The 19435-nt window shown below is 46.4% G+C and carries 16 protein-coding genes; 11 read left to right on the top strand and 5 right to left on the bottom strand.

The window, feature by feature from the left end:
- Positions 1 to 189 precede the first annotated feature (189 nt).
- The 3 genes from KU855_RS13910 to KU855_RS13900 all read left to right on the top strand — a co-directional run bounded on the left by KU855_RS13910 (position 190) and on the right by KU855_RS13900 (position 2052).
- Positions 190 to 336 carry a hypothetical protein gene (locus KU855_RS13910; RefSeq protein ID WP_218530881.1) on the top strand — a complete coding sequence of 49 codons (147 nt, stop codon included), beginning with the start codon at positions 190 to 192 and terminating at the stop codon, positions 334 to 336.
- Between the two features lie 286 nt (positions 337 to 622).
- Positions 623 to 1213 (top strand): OmpA family protein, encoded by a 591-nt coding sequence (locus KU855_RS13905; protein ID WP_218530880.1) that lies wholly within the window; start codon positions 623 to 625, stop codon positions 1211 to 1213.
- A 14-nt stretch (positions 1214 to 1227) separates the two neighbouring features.
- Positions 1228 to 2052: a mechanosensitive ion channel family protein gene (locus KU855_RS13900; protein WP_218530879.1), complete on the top strand. Its 825-nt coding sequence runs from the start codon at positions 1228 to 1230 to the stop codon at positions 2050 to 2052.
- A 53-nt stretch (positions 2053 to 2105) separates the two neighbouring features.
- On the opposite strand, the gene KU855_RS13895 is transcribed toward KU855_RS13900, so the two are convergent.
- Positions 2106 to 2747, bottom strand: coding sequence for a trimeric intracellular cation channel family protein (locus KU855_RS13895; RefSeq protein WP_218530878.1), 642 nt, complete (start codon positions 2745 to 2747; stop codon positions 2106 to 2108).
- Between the two features lie 220 nt (positions 2748 to 2967).
- On the opposite strand from KU855_RS13895, the gene ltaE reads away from it, so the two are divergent.
- The 3 genes from ltaE (at position 2968) to KU855_RS13880 (ending at position 6443) form a co-directional block, all read left to right on the top strand.
- Entirely contained in the window at positions 2968 to 3978 is a 1011-nt protein-coding gene (ltaE, locus tag KU855_RS13890) for a low-specificity L-threonine aldolase (protein WP_218530885.1), read from the top strand.
- Between the two features lie 158 nt (positions 3979 to 4136).
- Positions 4137 to 4505, top strand: a complete 369-nt coding sequence (locus KU855_RS13885) for an acyl-CoA thioesterase (RefSeq protein WP_218530877.1) — start codon at positions 4137 to 4139, stop codon at positions 4503 to 4505.
- A gap of 177 nt (positions 4506 to 4682) precedes the next feature.
- Positions 4683 to 6443 (top strand): SulP family inorganic anion transporter, encoded by a 1761-nt coding sequence (locus tag KU855_RS13880; protein ID WP_218530876.1) that lies wholly within the window; start codon positions 4683 to 4685, stop codon positions 6441 to 6443.
- Positions 6444 to 6447: 4 nt separating this feature from the next.
- Here KU855_RS13880 and recN read toward each other — a convergent pair whose 3' ends face one another.
- Positions 6448 to 8106, bottom strand: a complete 1659-nt coding sequence (gene recN / locus KU855_RS13875; RefSeq protein ID WP_218530875.1) for a DNA repair protein RecN — start codon at positions 8104 to 8106, stop codon at positions 6448 to 6450.
- 299 nt (positions 8107 to 8405) lie between these two features.
- On the opposite strand from recN, the gene KU855_RS13870 reads away from it, so the two are divergent.
- Complete coding sequence (locus KU855_RS13870; RefSeq protein ID WP_218530874.1) at positions 8406 to 9308, top strand: LysR family transcriptional regulator; 903 nt, start codon at positions 8406 to 8408, stop codon at positions 9306 to 9308.
- Positions 9309 to 9356: 48 nt separating this feature from the next.
- Here the strand turns inward: KU855_RS13870 and KU855_RS13865 are convergent, their stop codons facing one another.
- The 3 genes from KU855_RS13865 to barA are packed head-to-tail and all read right to left on the bottom strand — an operon-like array spanning position 9357 to position 12961.
- Positions 9357 to 9539 (bottom strand): DUF3319 domain-containing protein, encoded by a 183-nt coding sequence (locus KU855_RS13865; protein WP_218530873.1) that lies wholly within the window; start codon positions 9537 to 9539, stop codon positions 9357 to 9359.
- Complete coding sequence (locus KU855_RS13860) at positions 9532 to 10152, bottom strand: YjaG family protein (protein WP_218530872.1); 621 nt, start codon at positions 10150 to 10152, stop codon at positions 9532 to 9534. Before KU855_RS13860 ends, KU855_RS13865 begins: the two co-directional genes overlap by 8 nt.
- Positions 10142 to 12961: a two-component sensor histidine kinase BarA gene (gene barA, locus KU855_RS13855; RefSeq protein ID WP_218530871.1), complete on the bottom strand. Its 2820-nt coding sequence runs from the start codon at positions 12959 to 12961 to the stop codon at positions 10142 to 10144. The genes KU855_RS13860 and barA overlap by 11 nt, the downstream gene beginning before the upstream one ends.
- Before the next feature lie 96 nt (positions 12962 to 13057).
- Between barA and rlmD the strand changes: the two genes are divergently transcribed.
- The 4 genes from rlmD to KU855_RS13835 all read left to right on the top strand — a co-directional run bounded on the left by rlmD (position 13058) and on the right by KU855_RS13835 (position 19387).
- Entirely contained in the window at positions 13058 to 14383 is a 1326-nt protein-coding gene (rlmD, locus tag KU855_RS13850) for a 23S rRNA (uracil(1939)-C(5))-methyltransferase RlmD (RefSeq protein ID WP_218530870.1), read from the top strand.
- A 172-nt stretch (positions 14384 to 14555) separates the two neighbouring features.
- Positions 14556 to 16763 carry a GTP diphosphokinase gene (gene relA, locus KU855_RS13845; protein WP_218530869.1) on the top strand — a complete coding sequence of 736 codons (2208 nt, stop codon included), beginning with the start codon at positions 14556 to 14558 and terminating at the stop codon, positions 16761 to 16763.
- A gap of 50 nt (positions 16764 to 16813) precedes the next feature.
- Positions 16814 to 17620, top strand: coding sequence for a nucleoside triphosphate pyrophosphohydrolase (mazG, locus tag KU855_RS13840; RefSeq protein WP_218530868.1), 807 nt, complete (start codon positions 16814 to 16816; stop codon positions 17618 to 17620).
- 126 nt (positions 17621 to 17746) lie between these two features.
- Positions 17747 to 19387 (top strand): CTP synthase, encoded by a 1641-nt coding sequence (locus KU855_RS13835; RefSeq protein ID WP_218530867.1) that lies wholly within the window; start codon positions 17747 to 17749, stop codon positions 19385 to 19387.
- Positions 19388 to 19435: the final 48 nt, after the last annotated feature.

Below are 19435 nucleotides of genomic sequence, written 5' to 3'. Positions count from 1 at the left end.
GCGAGACAGTTCAAGCTTGATGGGAAACGGGATAGGGCCTATCCACGTGCGTTAAAAATGAGTAAAAACAAGTATCCCATTAAGTCTAAGAAAAATGCCGTTCACACTAAGTGAACGGCATTAGGCCATTGCCGCTGTTTTTGTCTCTAGGAGCTGTATTCGCGTATTTCAACTCGCTCGCCTCTTCGTATGCAACAGCGCTGTGTCATGGTGCTGTTGTCTGCCTCCGCTAAGCTTGGGCTCAGCAATCAAGGTGATGCCATCACAGTCGCCTTCGTATTGATGTTGGTGGTGTCTACCATTGCTTCATTCTTGCTGCGCTATCTCAGTTCGTAATATCCGTCTCGCACGTTTGACGCCATGGCTGGTCTATCAGTGATGGTGTTGTTTATATCGACGTCTGTGGTCTATCACTTGAGGTGGCAGGTGCTATCGATGGCATGTTAACCCTCGGTATTTTAGAACTGAGGGTGTTGGCTGGTGTGGTTGAAATGAGATATAGCCGTTTATCCATAAAAAGTGAATGATAAGCCGCGTTGCGGTTGTTAATGTTTGGTAATAATGTTGTTTTTAATGGTGTTCTCGGCTATAACATTTGAGTTGATGAGTGCTGGATGCGCGGATGAACCAAAGGTTTGGGACAATAATGTTAATGGTCGTGCTGCCACTATCTGTTGGGGCTATGGCTTCTGGCCCCATCGATACGGACGGTGACGCAGTTGCCGATCATTATGACGCTTGTCCTGGGACTCCTGTCGCGACCCCAGTGTATGCCAATGGTTGTATCAAGCAATCCCATGGACAATTGTGTATTGCCACTGATGATGGTGCTTGGTTTCCCGCGGATTGCCAGCAAAACAATATTCCACCGATATTGTTTTCATTTGCAAAAGATGATGTCAGGTTTGATCAATGGCCACAATTGGCCATGGTCAGTGAGCTGCTGAGTCAGTATCCAGACATCAGGATTATTTTGAATGGTCATGCAGATATCATCGGCCTCGAGTCGAAAAATCAAGCATTATCAGAAGCTCGTGCGCAACAAGTGAGATACGTGCTTAGCTACAAATTTGGTTTTCATCCCAATCGTATTGAGATCCGGGGGTTTGGAAGCCGACTGCCTGTGGCTGAGAATGTAAGTGAGCAAGGACGGCAAGCCAATCGCAGGGTCGATTATCAAATTTCGTTTGGGTTAGAGAATAACAATCATTAAAGAGGTATACAAAGATGGGTGACTGGAATCAAATGGCCGCAGATTTACCAGGCCTAGTAGTGACATATGGCGTCAAGATTTTGTTGGCGCTGGTCATTTTTATTGTTGGTAAATATATCGCAAACCTTGTCAAAAAACTGACCAACAAAACCATGGCCAATCGTAAAATAGATAAAACCGTGTCGAGTTTTGTTGCCAATATTGCTTGGACTGTGGTGTTTGCGTTCACTGTGATTGCAGCCCTTGGACAAGTCGGTGTGCAAACGGCGTCATTGGTGGCTGTGATAGGTGCGGCGGGCTTGGCGGTTGGTTTAGCGCTGCAAGGGTCGCTGGCTAACTTTGCTGCAGGGGTATTGATGGTGCTGTTTCGCCCGTGCCGAGTAGGTGATTACGTCGAGGCTGCCGGTGTGTCAGGGACAGTTGATGAAATTACCATCTTTTCGACCCGCTTGTTAACCCCTGATAATAAAGTCGTTATTGCGCCAAACTCAGCGATGATGAGTGGCACTATAACCAACTACTCGACCATGGATACCCGTCGAATCGACTTAGTGATTGGGGTGTCTTACGATGCCGATATTAAACTGACCAAGCAGATATTAACTGATGTGGTAGAAAAGTGTGACTTGGTGCTTTCTGAGCCTGGTTATACCATTGCGTTAGCTGAATTAGCCGACTCTTCGGTTAACTTTGTGGTGCGCCCTTGGGTTAAAACTAGCGACTATTGGCCAGCACGTTTCGCACTGATGGAAGCGGTTAAGGTATCACTGGATGACGCCGGTATTGGTATTCCTTATCCGCAAATGGATCTGTATCTCAAAGAGATGCCAAGCGCATAAACGTTCAGGGTAGCTGTGATGTCTAAAGGCAGCTACCCGTTATTCCCTCATGTTTAATGGCTATGTTGGTCGTTACCCGATTGGTAATCAAAGGTCGGGATAGACCAATGATACTTGAGGGCCAGCATGCGCAGGCTAAAGCCTGTGACGATGCAGATACTCAAGTTTATCCATTCTGGGATCCCTAGCAGTTTTAACCCCACATAAATGGCGGCAGTGAGTAGAGAGATCACCGCATACAGCTCTTTTCTAAAGATGAGTGGCATTTGGTTGCATAAAATGTCCCTTATGACACCACCAAATACCCCAGTGACGAGTCCCATCACTATCGCCACTAATGGACTGTAACCTAGCATCAGGGTTTTTTGCGCCCCAACAATGGAAAATACCGCTAACCCTAATGCGTCAATGGCCAAAAAGAAACTCGATAAGTAGCGCATGATCGGCGCAATCATCACAGTTAAGAGTGACGCGCAAGCTATGGCTAATAGATAGTGGACATTCTCCACCCAAATGAGAGGATAGTTACCTAGCAGCATATCCCGCAACGTACCACCACCGATGGCGGTGGCGCAGCCGATAATGACGACCCCGAATAAATCCATTTGCTTGCGACCCGCAGCAAGGGCGCCGGTCATTGCTTCGGCTAAAATGCCAATTAACCAGAGTGCTGAAATAATCTGTGTTTCGTGCATGGGGACATCGTCAATCGAAAAGGGCGGCAATTTTGCCTCAATAAGGCCAGTTTTCCAAATGACAATTACTACATGTTTGGATTATATTATCTAATGCGATTCTGTTTTTATTAACGTTGGTTTCACTTGTTAATGAGCTGTTGCTGAGGTTTTTGTTGGAAAATAGCATCGTGCTATCCAAAATTATATTAATACATAAGGGTACAGAATGACGATGGAAGTGTTTGATTTTCGCAGTGACACTGTGACTCAGCCCACGCCGGCAATGCGACAGGCGATGGCCAATGCCGTGGTGGGTGATGATGTGTATGGCGACGATCCAAGCGTTAATCGACTTGAAGCCTTAGCGGCAGAGATGCTGGGCTTTGACGCGGCAATCTTTACTTCCAGTGGCACCCAAGCCAATTTATTAGCGCTCATGGGCCATTGTGAGCGCGGCGATGAATATATTTGTGGGCAGCAAGCCCATAATTATAAGTATGAGGGCGGCGGTGCCGCTGTGCTCGGTAGCGTGCAACCTCAGCCGTTAGCGAATCAGGCGGATGGCTCCCTTGAGCTTGCCGCGATTAAGGGCGCGATTAAACCTGACGATCACCATTTTGCCAAAACGCGTTTAATCAGTTTAGAAAACACCATTGGCGGCGTGGTGTTGCCACAAAGTTACTTGGCTGAGGCCCAAACATTGGCGTTTGATCATCGTTTAAAAATCCATTTAGACGGTGCCCGTTTAGCCAATGCCGCAGTGGCGCAGCAATGTGATATGGCACAGATAGCGCAATATTTTGATTCAGTCTCTGTGTGCTTATCAAAGGGATTATGTGCTCCAGTCGGCTCCTTATTACTGGGAGATGAAGCTCTGATAGCGAAAGCTCGGCGCTGGCGAAAAGTGTTAGGTGGGGGGATGCGTCAAGCGGGGATTTTGGCCGCGGCAGGTGAGTTGGCATTAACGACTCAAGTGGCTCGTCTACAAGAAGATCACCAGCATGCCACTTACCTTGCCGAACAATTGCAGAGTATTGATGAATTGTCGATTGATATGACCTTAGTGCAAACCAACATGGTATTTGCGAAGCCTGCCGCCAGCCTTGATATTCAAGGATTGGTGAAAAGGTTAGCAGAACAAGGCGTGATTATTTCCGGCGGTAGCCAATTACGCTTTGTGACCCATAAGGATATTGATGCCAATGGGGTCGATAAATTAGTGCAGGGCATTAAAGCCTTTTTAAGCTAATCCATGCCCTATGATCGTTCAGCTGAACCAATAGGGTGCACTTAGCGAGGGGGTGACTACGCGACTCAATATTTAAGGTATTGTTTTGTAAGTATTTAAATCTTGGCCTAAGACTTGCTTTGCCTCTGTGTCATTAACGCTTGTGATGGGAGCTTTGCATGAAATATTACAGTCGACGTTGGGTGAAACCTGAACATTTAAACCCGGTCAATACCTTATTTGGCGGGCAGCTATTGAGTTGGATTGACGAAGAGGCAGCCATTTTTGCCTCTTGTCAGATGAAAAGTAATTTTCATGTGACCAAAATTATTTCTGAAATTAATTTTTTGACCCCCGCAAGGCAAGGGGATGTGCTTGAGTTTGGATTGGAAGTCATCCACATGGGCTTAACATCTATCACCATTGCCTGTCATGTTCGCAATAAAGAGTCTGGTTTGGCCGTTGTGAGCATAGATAAAATCGTATTTGTGAATTTGGATGCGCAAGGTAAGCCAACGCCTCATGGCATCAAGTCTCTCGCGGCCTAACTAGGCAGAATTTTGGCGATCATTTTGATCGCCAATTTATTTTCATCGTCAATCTCATTTCTCTTGCTAGTCATAAATTTAGTCGCCATATTTAACTATGATTGATGTGGGCCTCGTTTGGTTACATATCGTGTTCAGCCTTGATTTTTAGCTTATGTTTTTGGCAATGGAGAGTCGATGTTTTCTCAAGGTGTACAGGCGTTGTTCCCAGGGATAAATTTACTGGGAGAATATCAACAGCAGTGGTTCAAGGATGATTTGCGTGCCGGAGTTTCTGTGGCCGCGGTGGCATTACCTGTCGCGGTTGCTTATGCCCAGTTAACGGGGGTTAACCCCATGGCCGGATTATATTCCTGTATTTTACCTATGTTGGTCTACGCCATGATGGGAACGTCTAGGCAGTTAATTATTGGGCCCGATGCCGCGACGTGCGCCGTGATTGCCGCTGTCGTGGCGCCGTTGGCAGCAGGCGACCCAGTAAAATATTGGCAATTGGCTATCACCATGTCATTGATGACCGGCGTTTGGTGCTTAATTGCCAGTAAAGTGCGCTTGGGACTATTTGCCGATTTCCTATCGAAACCGATTCTGCTCGGATTATTGAATGGGGTGGCCATCACGATTATTGTCGGCCAGTTATCAAAAATTATTGGGGTGAAGTTCGATAATAACTATCTCCTAGAACGTATCTTGTCCATCCCTAACATTATTCAGCAACTGCATATACTGACCATGGTCATCAGTTTATTGTGCGTGCTTATTTTTTTTCTGGTCAAACGGCTAAGGCCTGAATGGCCCGCTGCCATGGTAGCGATGGCTATATCAGCCTTGGTGGTGTGGCTATTTAATTTAGATAGTCGCGGGGTTGCTATTGTTGGGCCTTTGAGTGGTGGCTTACCTGAGTTTCAAACCCCAAATTTTGAATTGGGTATTTTACGGGAGCTGGTCATTCCTGCACTTAACTTAGCCTTAGTGAGCTTTGTGAGCATGATGTTGACCGCACGTAGCTTCGCGGCCAAAAATAATTACGAAATTGATGCCGACCAAGAGTTTCGTGCGCTCGGGGTTGCCAATATTGCCTCAGCGTTGTCGCAAGGCTTTGCCATTAGCGGTGCTGACTCAAGGACGGCGGTGAATGATGCTAACGGTGGCAGAACCCAATTGGTATCGATTATTGCTGCGGCAATCATTGCAATTGTTGCGTTATTTTTGACGGCGCCATTACAATACATCCCATTAGGAGCCTTATCTGTGGTGCTAGTAATAGCATCGGTATCATTGATAGATTTAAAAGCAATTTGGTTATTGAAACGTCGTGATAAAACCGCTTTTGTGCTGTCAGTGGTGACGCTCAGTTCAGTGATTTTTATCGGGGTAATCCCAGGGATTACCTTAGCGGTATTACTCGGGTTATTTCAATTTATCTTGGTGGTGATGCGCCCGACAGATCAAGTCTTAGGCTTAGATAGAAAAGGTATTTTAAGGAGTATCGATAGTTCCGATAAAGCCAAAGGGATCCCGTCAGTGTTAATTTTTCGTTTTAATTCTCCGCTGACCTATTTCAATGCGGTCTACTTTAAACGCCAGTTATTATTGCGGATAAAACAGCAACCAGAGCCAATCGAATGCGTCATTGTCGATGCTGTCTCTTGTTTTAGTCACCTCGATCTTAGTGTCATGACCATGTTGCAACAGTTACACCATCAACTTAAAAACCATGGCTGTCGTTTGGTATTGGCAGGGCGTAAACGACAATTATTAGCTTGGTTTGATATTGCTGGTATTCCTACTGGGGATGGTGCAATTTTAGTGCGTTCTGATTTGTATCTGGCTATCCGCATGAATCAGGCCTACAAAGAAGCCTTAAAAGAAGGTGAGGCTCCTTTGGTGCGTAAGGAGCCTGATACAAATGCCATTCTATCTCATAGTATGCTCTAGGGGACTATTGCAATAATTCTTTAGCATTGGCTAAGGTGTTTTCTGTGATGGTATCCCCTCCGAGCAGGCGGGCTAACTCGGTGATACGTTGCTGTGGATTGAGTGGTCTCATAACGGTTTCGGTTTGACCGCCTTTATTGGTTTTATCCACGAACATATGCTGGTGACCATTGCCAGCCACTTGGGGTAAATGCGTCACACAAAACACTTGGGTCGATTGGCCTAGTTGCCGTAACATCCTTCCTACTACCGCGGCAGTTGAGCCTGAAATCCCCACATCGACTTCATCGAATATTAGGGTCGGTGTCGCGACTTTTTTGGCTGTGATCACTTGAATGCCGAGACCAATTCTCGAGAGTTCGCCACCCGAAGCCACTTTGGCTAATGGCTGTAAAGGTTGGCCTGGATTGGTGGTTACTTGGAACTCGACGCTATCACAACCTAGTGCTGAAATCGTTTGATCAGTAAAGCTGACGGCAATTTCAAATTTAGCCTTGGGCATATTGAGCTCACGGATCGACTGACAAACCAGTTTTTCTAATTCTTTCGCATAGCGACAACGACTCTGATTTAATTTTTGAGCTTGCTGGAGATACACGGCTCGCTTGTTGGCTAATTCATTTTCCAGTTCGCTTAGCATCAGGTCATCAGAATCTATATTGCCAAGCTCAGCAGATAAGGTTTGGTGATGTGCAAATAGTTGTTCTGGCATCACTAAATGCTTACGAGCCAGTTGCATGCATTGAGTCAGTCTGGCTTCAAGCTCGCTAAAATACACGGGATCGAGTTCTAGTTTTGACTGGAAATGATTGAGCTCGTTTGCGCTTTCTTGGATAGTGATTAATGCTTCGTTGAGCATGGTGCTGACGTTGAGCAGCACAGGGTCAAACTCACTGATCTCTTCCGTCAGGTGGATGACTTTATTCAGCAAGTGCTCAATGGTGGCATCGTCGCTGTCTTGGATGAGTTGCAAACTGTGTTGGCAGTTTTCCAGCAGTGCAGAGCCATTGGCTAAGCGCTTATGTTCGGATTCGATTTGCTGGAATTCATCGGCTTGTAAATTAAATTCATCTAACTCTTGCACTTGATATTGCAACAATTGACGTCGGGCTAACCGCTCGTTGCTCGATAGCGTTAGGCGTTTCAGCTCGGCCTCACCTTGGCGCACTTGTTGATAGGCGTGTAATACCGCATCTTGCAGGAATTTATGGTTGGCATAACTGTCCAGTAATGCCAACTGTTGTTCGCTTTTTAGCATGGCATGATGGGCGTGCTGACCGTGAATGCCGACCAATAATTGCCCGAGGGATTTTAACTGAGCAAGTGGGACTGGATTGCCATTAATATAGGCGCGGCTGCGGCCTTCGGTGGTGATAATTCGCCGCAATATGCACTCGTTATCGAGTTCAAGATCGTTATCTTCTAACCAGCGTTGCGCTGCAGGCACGTCGCTCAAACTAAAGCGGGCGCTCACCTCTGCTTTGTCACAGCCAGGTCTGACACTCGCGGCATCGGCGCGATTACCCAAGCATAAGCCTAAGGCATCAATGGCAATAGACTTACCGGCACCCGTTTCACCAGTAATACTGGTCATACCGGCACTGAAGTCTAATTCCAAAAAACGAACAATGGCAAAATTGTGAATGCTAATTTGACTGAGCATAGTGAGTTCCTGTCACGACAAAACACTGTATTGATAAACAGTATATACTGAATTTTTATACAGTAAACACTTGTGGGTTATTTTTACATAAATTTATCATCTACCCGCGATGCCTGTGGGGGATTGCTGCTAGTAGTGCGCTAGCATGAGTCCAAGCTAATGGGGCGCCAACGGGTTTATGACTCAGTCACTTTGCGTCATGTAAGTTGCCGTCTGTCATGACTAATCTTGGGCGTTGGCTCCTATATTTGTCGGTTGCTGGCTGATAGAATTCTGCCCAGTCATTTAAGGGGAAGTGTATGCGAGAACTTGGTGGGGCGGATTTACATTTGGTGTATTTATTTGTGCACCTAGTCAATGCGGGCAGTTTTTCGCAAGTGGCTAAAGAGCTGTCGATGCCGATTGCAACGGTGAGTCGTCAGTTAGCAAAATTAGAAATGATTCTCGATCAGCAATTGTTGATGCGCAGCACCCGCAAATTTCGTTTAACCGAGAAAGGATTAGCGCTATTTGAGCGTTATCAAGGTGTCATTAATCAGTTTGATGAACTCAATGATGACGGCTTAGATAGACCCGAAGGTACGTTACGTATTGCGGCCCCTATTTCGATTATTTCTATGGTGTTACTTAATGCCCTCAATGACTTTTGCGATACATATCCAGACATTCGGCTGCATATTGCTCAGTCGAATCAAGAAGTCGATTTGATTGATAAAGCGGTTGATATTGCGATTGTTGGTGGTGCTCAACCGGATTCTTCTTGGATCGCTACCAGCTTAGGCGTGCTGGATTATTGTTTAATGGCGGCGCCTGAGTATTTGGCTGCGGCAGCGCCGTTAATTGCGCCGACGCAATTAAGTCAACACAAGCTTATCAAGGTTTGGCCCTTGTTTAATTGGTCATTGACTCATCGCCAGGGTGAGCACTTTTATTATGATGGCCCGGCGCGGCTCACCTTGATGGATTTACACGGTGCCATTAAAGCGGCGGTTGCATCGGGGGGCGTGCTTTATGGGCCGGCATTATTTGCCAAAGAGGAGTTAGCCAGTGGCCAGTTAGTGAAGGTGTTACCCGATTGGCGGGGTGAACAGAGAAGGATCTCCATGCTGTACCATCAAAGAAGCCAGCAACCATTGAAAGTTCAATTGTTCCTGGCTTTTATGCAAGCGCGAGCTCCGCAGCTCTTTGCGATGGCATCTTGAGTAGTCTAGCGCCCCCACTTGGGTTCACGCTCATCGATGTCAGTGGCTTTACCTAAGAGGTTCGAATACCCTGACTTGGGGAAGGACTTTTAATTCGACATAAAAGTCAACAAGGCGCTTTAGTTCAAATAACGAGCCTTGCCGGTGCTCTTGGCCTATTCGTAACTCCCACGAGTCTGTCGCCCCTTGGGAGTTAGTGAGCACATAGCCTTGATAAATCAATTTACGCATCAGGGTCGATACAAATCCCAATATTTGATACACCAGATTGAACTATTTCCTTGCGTAATGCCTTAATAAACTCGGCTTTGGCAAAAGGTTCTTGTTCAATAATATCGAGCAGATTGGACTGCAATTCGCGCTCTTCGACCATGACTTCATGGCTGAAAACTAATTCGTCCAGAGCCGATTCTTTAATGTTTTCGCTAATTTCCTCGCTGATACTGGCTTCGATGTAGTTTGCCACAGTGCTGGAAGATAACTTGGAGATATTGACCATATCCTCTTCATCTTGGCACTGAATACCACTGAGCAACGAGATCACTGCTGAAACGGCATCTTGGGCGGGGTAGACGCCATACATATCGAAATTGCTGGCATCAGGAACGATGTTTTCCAGACGATCTATATATAAATCAATATTTAACTTTAGTTTCTTATCATATTGAGATTGCCACAATAAGTTCAGGGCAGTATCCAACACCTTAGCATCACCAAACTCGGTGACTTCTGAAAATAGGTGATAGTTTGGGTACATGCGCTGACATAAAGCCAAAGCAAATAATTGTTTTTGTGCCGAATTTAGCGCTTTTAAGCGTTTGAAGAAGCCCACTTTATTGGTCATCTAATGAATCCGCCGATAACTGAGATAGTATGTATTTTATGGCAGATTCTACCTTAGTTAGCTCATCAAGTAACTCAAGTATTTCTGGCTCTAATTCACAAAGTGCCATCTCGTGCTTTAAGGCAGACTCGATCGTGCTACAAAGCTTTTGCGTATTCGCTACTCCGCAATAACAACTGGCGCCATGGAGCTTGTGAACTATCGATATCAACTCCGCATTGTCTTGGGCGCGATGAGCCATGTCGATCTGTGCCATTGTTTCAGGTAATGACTCCAGTAACATGCTGAGCATTTCCATGGCTAACTGCGGCTTATTATTGGCCTGGATCAAACACAAGTTCCAATCGAGTACCTTATTGTCTTGCGATAAGATATTGGGCTTAGCTGTCCATCGCATTATGATTTGCTTTAAGGCTGCTTCATCGATGGGTTTGGACAAATAGGCATCCATGCCACTGCCAATAATGCGCTCGCGCTCTTCGGCGATGGCATGGGCGGTGACGGCAATGATGGGGGTGTGTTGATTACGCGACTGACTTCGAATCTCCTTGGTGGCTTTAATTCCATCAATATTTGGCATTTGGATGTCCATAAAGATGAGGTCAAATTTATTTTCTTTGGCTAAAGCAATCGCCTTATCACCTCGATTAGTGGTCACCACTTCTGTGACTAATTCTTCCAGCAGACTTTTAATCAATTTAAGGTTAGCGACATTATCATCGACAGCTAACACCGTCAGCTGTTGTTGGTTTATCGGAGTTTCCAGCGCTGGCTGCGGTGGTGCGATGGTGTCTGCCGATGGATGGGCTGGATACGCTAACAGCCGCAGCAAAAGATTCTCATGAACCGGAACACTCAATACGCTGTGGACTTGGCGCACAATGTCATCGTTGACCAAATTGGGGTCTTGGGCATCATTCATTAACAACACTTGTAAGTTACGCAGCTTAGCTTGCTGGATTATGTGCATTAATCGTTCGCTATCGAGCTCGCGACAGCTCATTAATAATACATCCAGTGGATTTGCGTCAGAGATCAAGCGATTGAGCACCTCAATATTGGCGGCACGGCGCACGCCGATCTGCCAGTGTCGACAATGGCTGAGGATGATGTCGGCACTTAATTGCCGAGGCTCATATAAGAGTAGGGTTTTATCGGCAAAGCTGTCCAGTGGCAGGGGGTCGTTGGCCGGTAACGCACTGCGCATTAAGGGCAATACAAACCAAAAAATGGAGCCACTATTGGCCTCAGAACTGAAACCGATTTGCCCACCCATTTGGTTGATTAGCCGTTTAGTAATGATTAATCCCAAGCCCGTGCCTCCAAAACGGCGAGAAATGGATGAGTCCGCCTGGCCGAACGCTTGGAACAATATTTCTTGCTGGGTCTTGTTAATACCGATGCCGGTATCTATGACCTCACACCTTAAGTTCACTTTTTCTTTATTTTGGCTGGTCTGACGTACCTTTAAGATCACATGGCCTTTGTCAGTAAATTTAATGGCATTACCTACCAAGTTGGTAATGATTTGGCCAACCCGCAATCCATCACCATTGATATTGTCGGGGACATCTGGGGCGACATCAATAATCAGCTCTAAGCCTTTTTCTTTGGCGCTTCCTGCTAATAGGTTGACGGTTTCATTCAGCATATCGCGAAAGCTAAACGGCATGGTTTCAAGTACCATCTTGCCGGCTTCCAATTTAGACAAGTCAAGAATGTCATTAATAATGCCAAGTAAATTGAGAGCGCTGCGCTCAATGGTACGAATATAATCTTGTTGGCCGCTTTGCAAAGGCGTTTTCATTAATTGGCGAGCAAAGCCAATCACACCATTGAGGGGGGTGCGAAGCTCGTGGGACATATTGGTTAAAAATTCTGATTTTATGCGACTGGCTTCCAGCGCCCGCTTTTTGGCGAGATCCAACTCCACGTTTTGGATTTCAATTTGCTCTAATGTTTCGCGCAGATCTGAGGTGGCTTGGTCGATATTTTGCTGCATCTCATTGTGGTATTCCTGCAAGGAACTCGCCATGGCGTTAATGCCGCGTTTTAGTAAATCGAGCTCGCCAATCAGATTGCCTTGTAAACGGGTATCGAGCTTACCCTCTCGAATTTTTGCTACTACCCGCACCATTTCAGTGATCGGTTGAGTCACATTTTTGACCAGCCTAAATGTGAACAGCAAATTAAGCTGTACCCCAATAAGCACTATGATAAAGGCGGCCACAGCTGCACGATGTTGCTCTAATAAGGCTTGTTCCTTATTGACCACCATGGCGATATACCCGAGCTGATGCTGGCCACTTAAGTAATTGGCGGCTGCAGGAACCGCCATACTGGTATGGGGGAGGTTGATGGAGGTCAGGGCTGAGTCTGAGGTGAAAATGGGGGTGCGTAGAATTAAATTGTCACCTAAGGTTTCGTGTTCAGTGCTTAATAGATTATCTAAGGGTTCTCGATAGCGCATGACCTCAAACTCTTTGTTGTAGTTTGAGGTGATAAATAGTTGGTTTTGTTGATCAAAAATCGCAATCGATTTAATTAACCCCGATTGGCCTAACTGGCTGGCGGCCAATAAGCGTTTGCTACTCTCTCGATTGTTGGTCAGTAAACCCAGTTCACTGGCAATGGCTAATGGCTCTATAACATTACGGCCTTGAACTAAAAGGCTCGATTCAAGCTCATAGAAGCGATTTATGGTTAAGTAGCTGCCCAATAAAATCCCCACCAAGATGGTTGGGGCCAATGCGAGCACCAATACCCAGGAGCGTAAGCTGTATTTGGTCATATTGTTGCTATTCGTCATGGGATAGAGTGTAAATTTAAGAGTAGATGAGTCTTAGTAAATAGACTGCCAGATAGTCGGTCTGCTCACCAGTAATTTTATGATTTTGAGAATAAAATGGCGCAATTTTTTAAACCTAAAGCAAATCTACAGAAGCGGCTGTCTCCCAAATTGGTCTTGCAGGTGACCGACATGGATCATCTTGGTGCCGGCATGGCGCAGCATAACGGCAAAGTCGTGTTTATTGCCGGGGCTTTGCCCACGGAGCAAGTGACTGCGCAATTGACCGAGCAAAAAAAGTCTTATGCAAAGGCCAAGTTAATCAGCGTAGATAGTGCATCAGCCTTAAGGATCTCACCAGAATGTGAGTTTTATCAGCAATGCGGTGGCTGTGATTTACAGCATGTGGCGATAGCGACCCAGCGACAGTTTAAACAGGATGCCTTAGCCAATAGAATGGGACGAATAAGTGAGGCTGTCCCTCTGGTGGCCACCATAGAATCTCAGCCTTGGCATTATCGCCGCCGAGCCCGTCTAGCCACGGCATTCGACAAGCACAGTGGCAAATTGAGCTTAGGTTTTCGAGCCAAGGCGAGTAATCAAGTGATAGCGGTCAGTCATTGTAAGGTGCTCGCCTTACCCTTGAGTGAGCTAATTGCGCCGTTACATCAGTTACTGAATCGCTTGAAGTTGAAAGCGGCCTTAGGGCATGTCGAACTGATCATTGTGGAAAATGGCCAATTTGTGGTGTTGCGCGTCACCAAGGCCGTCAATGAGAAAGACAGAGCCGCATTGCAAGCGTTTGCCAACACTCATCAAGTGCAAGTGCTATTACAAGACAACCAAGGGTTGTGCTTAGATGTCCATGGTCAAGCCAGTTTGCCGTATTACACCTTGCAAGATGGTTGTCAATTACAGTTTACGCCAGGAAATTTTATCCAGGTTAATCCTGAGGTCAACCATGGCATGATTGCTCAGGCTTTGGCGTGGCTCGATCCTCAAACTAATGACCGTATTTTGGATTTATTCTGTGGTGTGGGTAATTTCAGTGTGGCCTTGGCGAAAACGGGAGCGCAAGTGATTGGGGTTGAAGGTGTGCCCGCCATGGTTGAACAAGCCAAAGCCAATGCCAAGGCCGCAGGGTTGGATAACCTTGCGTTTTACCATGGTGATTTAAGTGCCGATTTGACTTATGAACCTTGGCTTGGACAGATAGATAAATTGTTGCTCGATCCCGCCCGCGCTGGCGCTTACGAAAGTCTGCAATGGTTACACCAAATGCAACCTAAGAAAGTGGTGTATGTGTCATGCGATCCGGCGAGTCTGGCCAGAGACAGTCAGCTGTTACTGGACAATGGCTATCGACTGGTGCAAGTCGGGATGTTGGATATGTTCCCGCAAACACATCATATTGAAGCGATGGTATTATTTGAACTAAAGTAGCGCGATTTCTGCGCTGACTTGTTGGTTTTTTGTGGTTGTTTGCGAAAATTCATATAAAAATTCGCCGACTATTGCATCTGAGTTTGACAACTTGGCCACAATCCTCATTATAGTGCTTTCTAAGTAGTGGCCGCAGGTCAGCGCGTCTTTCGATAGAATCAAGGAATACACTATGGTCTCAGTACGTGAAGCACACTTTAACGATCCTGACTTTCAATTGGATAAGTGGGTGAGTCGTTATGTGACTGATACCAAGGATGCGCAAACCTTATTAGATTTGATCCACGATATTGAGTCGTTACCAGTGCCTAATGCGGAGCAAGTAAAAGCCTTGTGGCAGCGGGCGCGGGAGTTGGTTGAGATTTTGGCGCCGCTCAATATGGATATCGACACTTTACAGGCCGCGATTCTGTTTGAAGTGAATCAAGCCGGCATGTTGAGCTTAGATCAAATCAGAGAGCGCTTTAGCGACGCCCTAGCTAATCTGGTGGCGAGCGTGATCACCATGAATGCTATTGGCAGCTTACAAGTGGGTCGCGATAATCGCACCAATGAAGGCCAAATCGATAATATTCGCCGCATGTTGTTAGCCATGGTAGAGGATGTGCGGGCGGTTGTGATTAAATTGGCGGAGCGTATTTGTTTATTACGCGCAGTCAAAAATGCCGATGAAGAAACTCGGGTGTTGTTGGCCCGAGAAATTGCCGATATTTATGCGCCATTAGCGAATCGCTTGGGGATAGGTCAGCTCAAGTGGGAACTTGAAGATATCTCGTTTCGCTATTTGCATCCTGAAACCTATAAGGAAATCGCCAAGCAGTTAGACGGCAAGCGTCTCGATCGGGAAGTGTTTATTGATAACTTCGTTGAACAACTGCAACAACGACTCGATCAAGATCATATTCGCGCTAAGGTCTACGGTCGGCCTAAACATATTTACAGTATCTGGCGTAAAATGCGTGGTAAACAACTGAAATTTGATGAGTTGTTTGATGTTCGCGCGGTACGAATCGTTACCGATAGACTGCAAGATTGTTATGGTGCTTTGGGGGTGGTTCATACCCTTTGGCATCACATCCCCCGCGAGTTTGACGATTATGTCGCCAACCCTAAGCCTAATGGTTATCAATCCATCCATACCGTGGTCGTAGGCCCTGAAGGCAAGACGGTTGAAATTCAAATTAGAACCCAGCAAATGCATGAAGATGCTGAGCTTGGGGTCGCTGCCCATTGGAAATATAAAGAAGGCAGCGCCAGCGGTAAACAAAGCGGCTACGAAGAAAAAATTAATTGGCTACGTAAAATTTTACAGTGGCAAGAAGACGTGGCCGAAAGTGGCAATTTGGTGGACGAGATTCGCAGCCAAGTCTTTGAAGATAGAGTCTATGTCTTTACTCCAAGTGGTGAAGTCATTGACTTGCCCCAAGGCTCTACCGTACTCGATTTTGCCTATTACATACACTCCCATGTTGGGCATAAGTGTATTGGCGCCAAGGTTGATGGTCGCATTGTGCCTTTTACCTATCAGGTGGAAACCGGGGCCAGAATTGAAATTATTACTTCAAAGCACCCTAATCCAAAGCGCGATTGGCTTAACCCTAATTTGGGTTATATCCGCACGTCTCGAGCTCGCTCTAAAATATTGCATTGGTTTAAACAGCAAGACCGAGATAAAAACTTGGCCGCTGGGCGTGAGATGCTTGATCATGAATTATCACGCATTGGTCTTAATCTAAAAGATGGCAACAGTGCGGTTGAGCGCTTCAATATGACCAATATGGATGATTTATTAGCGGCCATTGGTGGCGGAGATATTCGCCTCAATCAGGTCGTGAATCATATCCAAAGCCGCTTACGTCAAGATGAGATCAGTGACACCGCTGCGGTCGAAGAGTTGGTTAAGAAAAACCAAAACAAACCCTTGCGAAGTAATCGAGATCAAGTCGAAGTCAACGGGGTCGGTAACCTGTTGAGCCATATTGCTCAATGTTGTCAGCCCGTACCAGGGGACGACATTTTAGGTTTCATTACTAAAGGGCGCGGTATTTCTGTTCATCGGGAAGACTGCGAACAAGTGAAAGAATTGATGCGCCAACATCCAGAACGCACTGTGGATGTGGTGTGGGGCGACAACTACTCTGGCGGCTATCACGCGCGGATCCGAGTGGTTGCCCATGATCGTACCGGACTGCTACGTGATTTGACCTCGGTGTTGGCCAGCGAAAAGTCTAACGTGCTCGCCATGAACTCCAGTTCAGACACTAAGAATCAAACCGCGACCATCGAACTGCAAATGGAATTGTATAACTTGGATGCCTTATCACGGGTGTTAGCAAAGCTTGACCAAGTGGTCGGTGTGATTGAAGCGCGGCGGTGTTAATTTTGAATCATTGCCGCAGTCGTGTCACGACGCGTGCCTAAGGAATTTATGTGACTGAGTCCCAAAACATCCAGCGCTTATTAGCCATCATGAGTAAGCTGAGGAACCCCGATGGTGGCTGCGCTTGGGATCAAGCGCAGACCTATCAAAGTCTGGTGCCTTTTACGCTTGAAGAAGCTTATGAAGTCGCGGATGCGATTGAGCGGCTAGCCCTTGAGGAATTGCCTGATGAACTGGGGGATTTGCTCTATCAAGTGGTGTTTTATTGTCAGTTAGGCAAAGAGCAGGGGCTATTTGACTTTGCGGTGGTGACTGAGCGTATCTGTAACAAATTGATCCGTCGTCACCCCCATGTATTTGCCGAAACGTTAGCGGCGAGCAGCGCCGATAGCGCCAAATTACAATGGGAACAAATCAAGGGGCTTGAGCGCGAAAAAAAAGCATTACACTCGCAGCTGGATGATATTCCCAAGGTATTGCCCGCATTAAAACGAGCCCAGAAAATTCAGCAGCGAGTCGCCGTCGTTGGTTTTGATTGGCCAGAGCTCGCGCCTGTGATTGACAAAATTCATGAGGAAATCGCGGAAGTCTTGGCCGAAGTAAATGCCCAGAAGGTCGAGCAGGCCAAAGTGCAGGATGAAGTGGGGGACTTATTATTTGCGGTGGTGAATCTTGCCCGCCACTTAAACATTGACCCGGAATTAGCCCTGCAAGGGGCGAATACTAAGTTTGAGCGCCGATTTCGCTTAGTCGAGCAGCAAGTGCAACAAACCGAACGTAGCATCGAACAGCACAGCCTGGACGAGCTTGAGCAGTATTGGCAGCAGGCCAAGCGACAATTGTCTTCACAACAATAACGGACCCAGCTCAAATTTTTTTGCGTTTGATATTTGTCGAATTGCCATAACTTTGGTATACTGTTGCCCCGTCCTGGTGCTCTCTTTCAAGCGCCGTTTATCTTATTCTTATTTCTCAGGTTCAGCATGACTACAAGGTATATCTTCGTTACTGGTGGCGTAGTTTCATCACTAGGTAAAGGCATTGCTGCCGCGTCTTTGGCAGCGATTTTAGAGGCACGGGGCCTAAATGTAACCATAATGAAGTTGGATCCCTACATCAACGTCGACCCTGGTACCATGAGCCCAACTCAACACGGTGAAGTATTTGTTACCGAAGACGGTGCCGAAACCGATCTGGACTTGGGTCACTACGAGCGTTTTATCCGCACTAAGATGAATCGTCGTAATAATTTCACCACGGGTCGTATCTACGAAGAAGTACTGCGCAAAGAGCGTCGTGGTGATTACTTAGGTGCCACTATTCAGGTGATCCCGCACATCACCAATGCGATTAAAGAAAAAGTATTAGCCGGTGGTGAAGGTCATGATGTTGCCATCGTTGAAATCGGCGGCACTGTCGGTGATATTGAATCCTTACCATTCTTAGAGTCGATTCGCCAATTAGCGGTAGAATTGGGACGTGAGCGTAGCTTGTTTATGCATTTGACTCTGGTGCCATTTATTGGCCCAGCGCAAGAAGTGAAAACCAAGCCAACTCAACACTCAGTCAAGGAGCTGCGTTCTATTGGTATTGCTCCAGATATCTTAGTTTGTCGTGGCGATCGTGCAGTGCCTGCGTCTGAGCGCGCTAAAATTTCGTTATTCTGTAACGTCGAAGAGAAAGCGGTTATTTCTCTGCGCGATGTCGACAGCATTTACAAAATTCCAGCACTGCTGCGCTCTCAAGGTTTAGATGAGCTTGTCGTGCGTCGTTTCCATTTAGATTGTCCAGAAGCGGATTTGTCTGAGTGGGAAAATGTAATTTATCAAGAAGCTAACCCTATTGCTGAAGTTACCATCGGCATGGTGGGTAAGTATATCGAATTACCAGATGCCTATAAGTCAGTTAACGAAGCATTGAAGCATGCCGGCTTGAAAAACCGCGTGACCGTCAATATTAAGTATATTGACTCGCAAACCGTAGAGGCCAAAGGCGCCGATGAAGTCTTAGCGGGCTTAGATGGTATCTTAGTACCAGGTGGTTTCGGTGAGCGCGGTGTTGAAGGCAAAATCATGGCGGCTCAGTACGCTCGTGAAAATAACTTGCCTTACTTCGGTATCTGTTTAGGTATGCAAGTGGCCTTGATTGAGTTCGCCCGTCACGTTGCCGGCATGGAACAGGCTCACTCAAGTGAGTTTAACCATGAAACGCCATTCCCAGTTGTTGGTTTAATTACTGAATGGGTGAATGAGGAAGGTAATGTCGAACAACGTCATGAAGCGTCTGATTTAGGTGGCACCATGCGTTTAGGCGCGCAATTGTGTCATTTACTGCCAGGCTCTAAAGCGGCACAAGCTTATGGTAGCGATACCTGCATTGAACGTCACAGACACCGTTATGAAGTTAACAACAAGTACGTGGCTGAATTAGAAAAAGCCGGCCTTGTGTTCAGTGGTTTGTCTTCTGATCGTAAGCTAGTTGAAATGATCGAGCTACCAAATCACCCTTGGTTTGTGGCGGGTCAATTCCACCCAGAGTTCACATCAACCCCTCGCGATGGTCATCCATTGTTTGAAGGTTTTGTGGCTGCCTCTGCGGCTTACCAAAAACGCGTAAACGATTAATCAATCGTTCAACCGGCCTCGAAATAGGCCGGTTTTTTTTTGGCGAAA

Origin of the sequence: Shewanella sp. NIFS-20-20 (genome assembly GCF_019209865.1) — a bacterium.
Lineage (GTDB): Bacteria > Pseudomonadota > Gammaproteobacteria > Enterobacterales > Shewanellaceae > Shewanella.
The sequence above is the reverse complement of the archived record's forward strand: the minus strand, read 5'-3'. Positions and strand labels throughout refer to the sequence as shown.

Excerpts from the sequence above, each read along its gene's own strand:
- KU855_RS13910 (WP_218530881.1), top strand. The coding sequence starts at position 190 with ATGCAACAGCGCTGTGTCATGGTGCTGTTGTCTGCCTCCGCTAAGCTT.
- recN (WP_218530875.1), bottom strand. The coding sequence starts at position 8,106 with ATGCTCAGTCAAATTAGCATTCACAATTTTGCCATTGTTCGTTTTTTG.
- KU855_RS13835 (WP_218530867.1), top strand. The coding sequence starts at position 17,747 with ATGACTACAAGGTATATCTTCGTTACTGGTGGCGTAGTTTCATCACTA.
- KU855_RS13870 (WP_218530874.1), top strand. The coding sequence starts at position 8,406 with ATGCGAGAACTTGGTGGGGCGGATTTACATTTGGTGTATTTATTTGTG.
- KU855_RS13865 (WP_218530873.1), bottom strand. The coding sequence starts at position 9,539 with ATGCGTAAATTGATTTATCAAGGCTATGTGCTCACTAACTCCCAAGGG.
- KU855_RS13880 (WP_218530876.1), top strand. The coding sequence starts at position 4,683 with ATGTTTTCTCAAGGTGTACAGGCGTTGTTCCCAGGGATAAATTTACTG.
- KU855_RS13905 (WP_218530880.1), top strand. The coding sequence starts at position 623 with ATGAACCAAAGGTTTGGGACAATAATGTTAATGGTCGTGCTGCCACTA.
- relA (WP_218530869.1), top strand. The coding sequence starts at position 14,556 with ATGGTCTCAGTACGTGAAGCACACTTTAACGATCCTGACTTTCAATTG.
- barA (WP_218530871.1), bottom strand. The coding sequence starts at position 12,961 with ATGACGAATAGCAACAATATGACCAAATACAGCTTACGCTCCTGGGTA.
- KU855_RS13885 (WP_218530877.1), top strand. The coding sequence starts at position 4,137 with ATGAAATATTACAGTCGACGTTGGGTGAAACCTGAACATTTAAACCCG.
- rlmD (WP_218530870.1), top strand. The coding sequence starts at position 13,058 with ATGGCGCAATTTTTTAAACCTAAAGCAAATCTACAGAAGCGGCTGTCT.
- KU855_RS13895 (WP_218530878.1), bottom strand. The coding sequence starts at position 2,747 with ATGCACGAAACACAGATTATTTCAGCACTCTGGTTAATTGGCATTTTA.
- KU855_RS13900 (WP_218530879.1), top strand. The coding sequence starts at position 1,228 with ATGGGTGACTGGAATCAAATGGCCGCAGATTTACCAGGCCTAGTAGTG.
- KU855_RS13860 (WP_218530872.1), bottom strand. The coding sequence starts at position 10,152 with ATGACCAATAAAGTGGGCTTCTTCAAACGCTTAAAAGCGCTAAATTCG.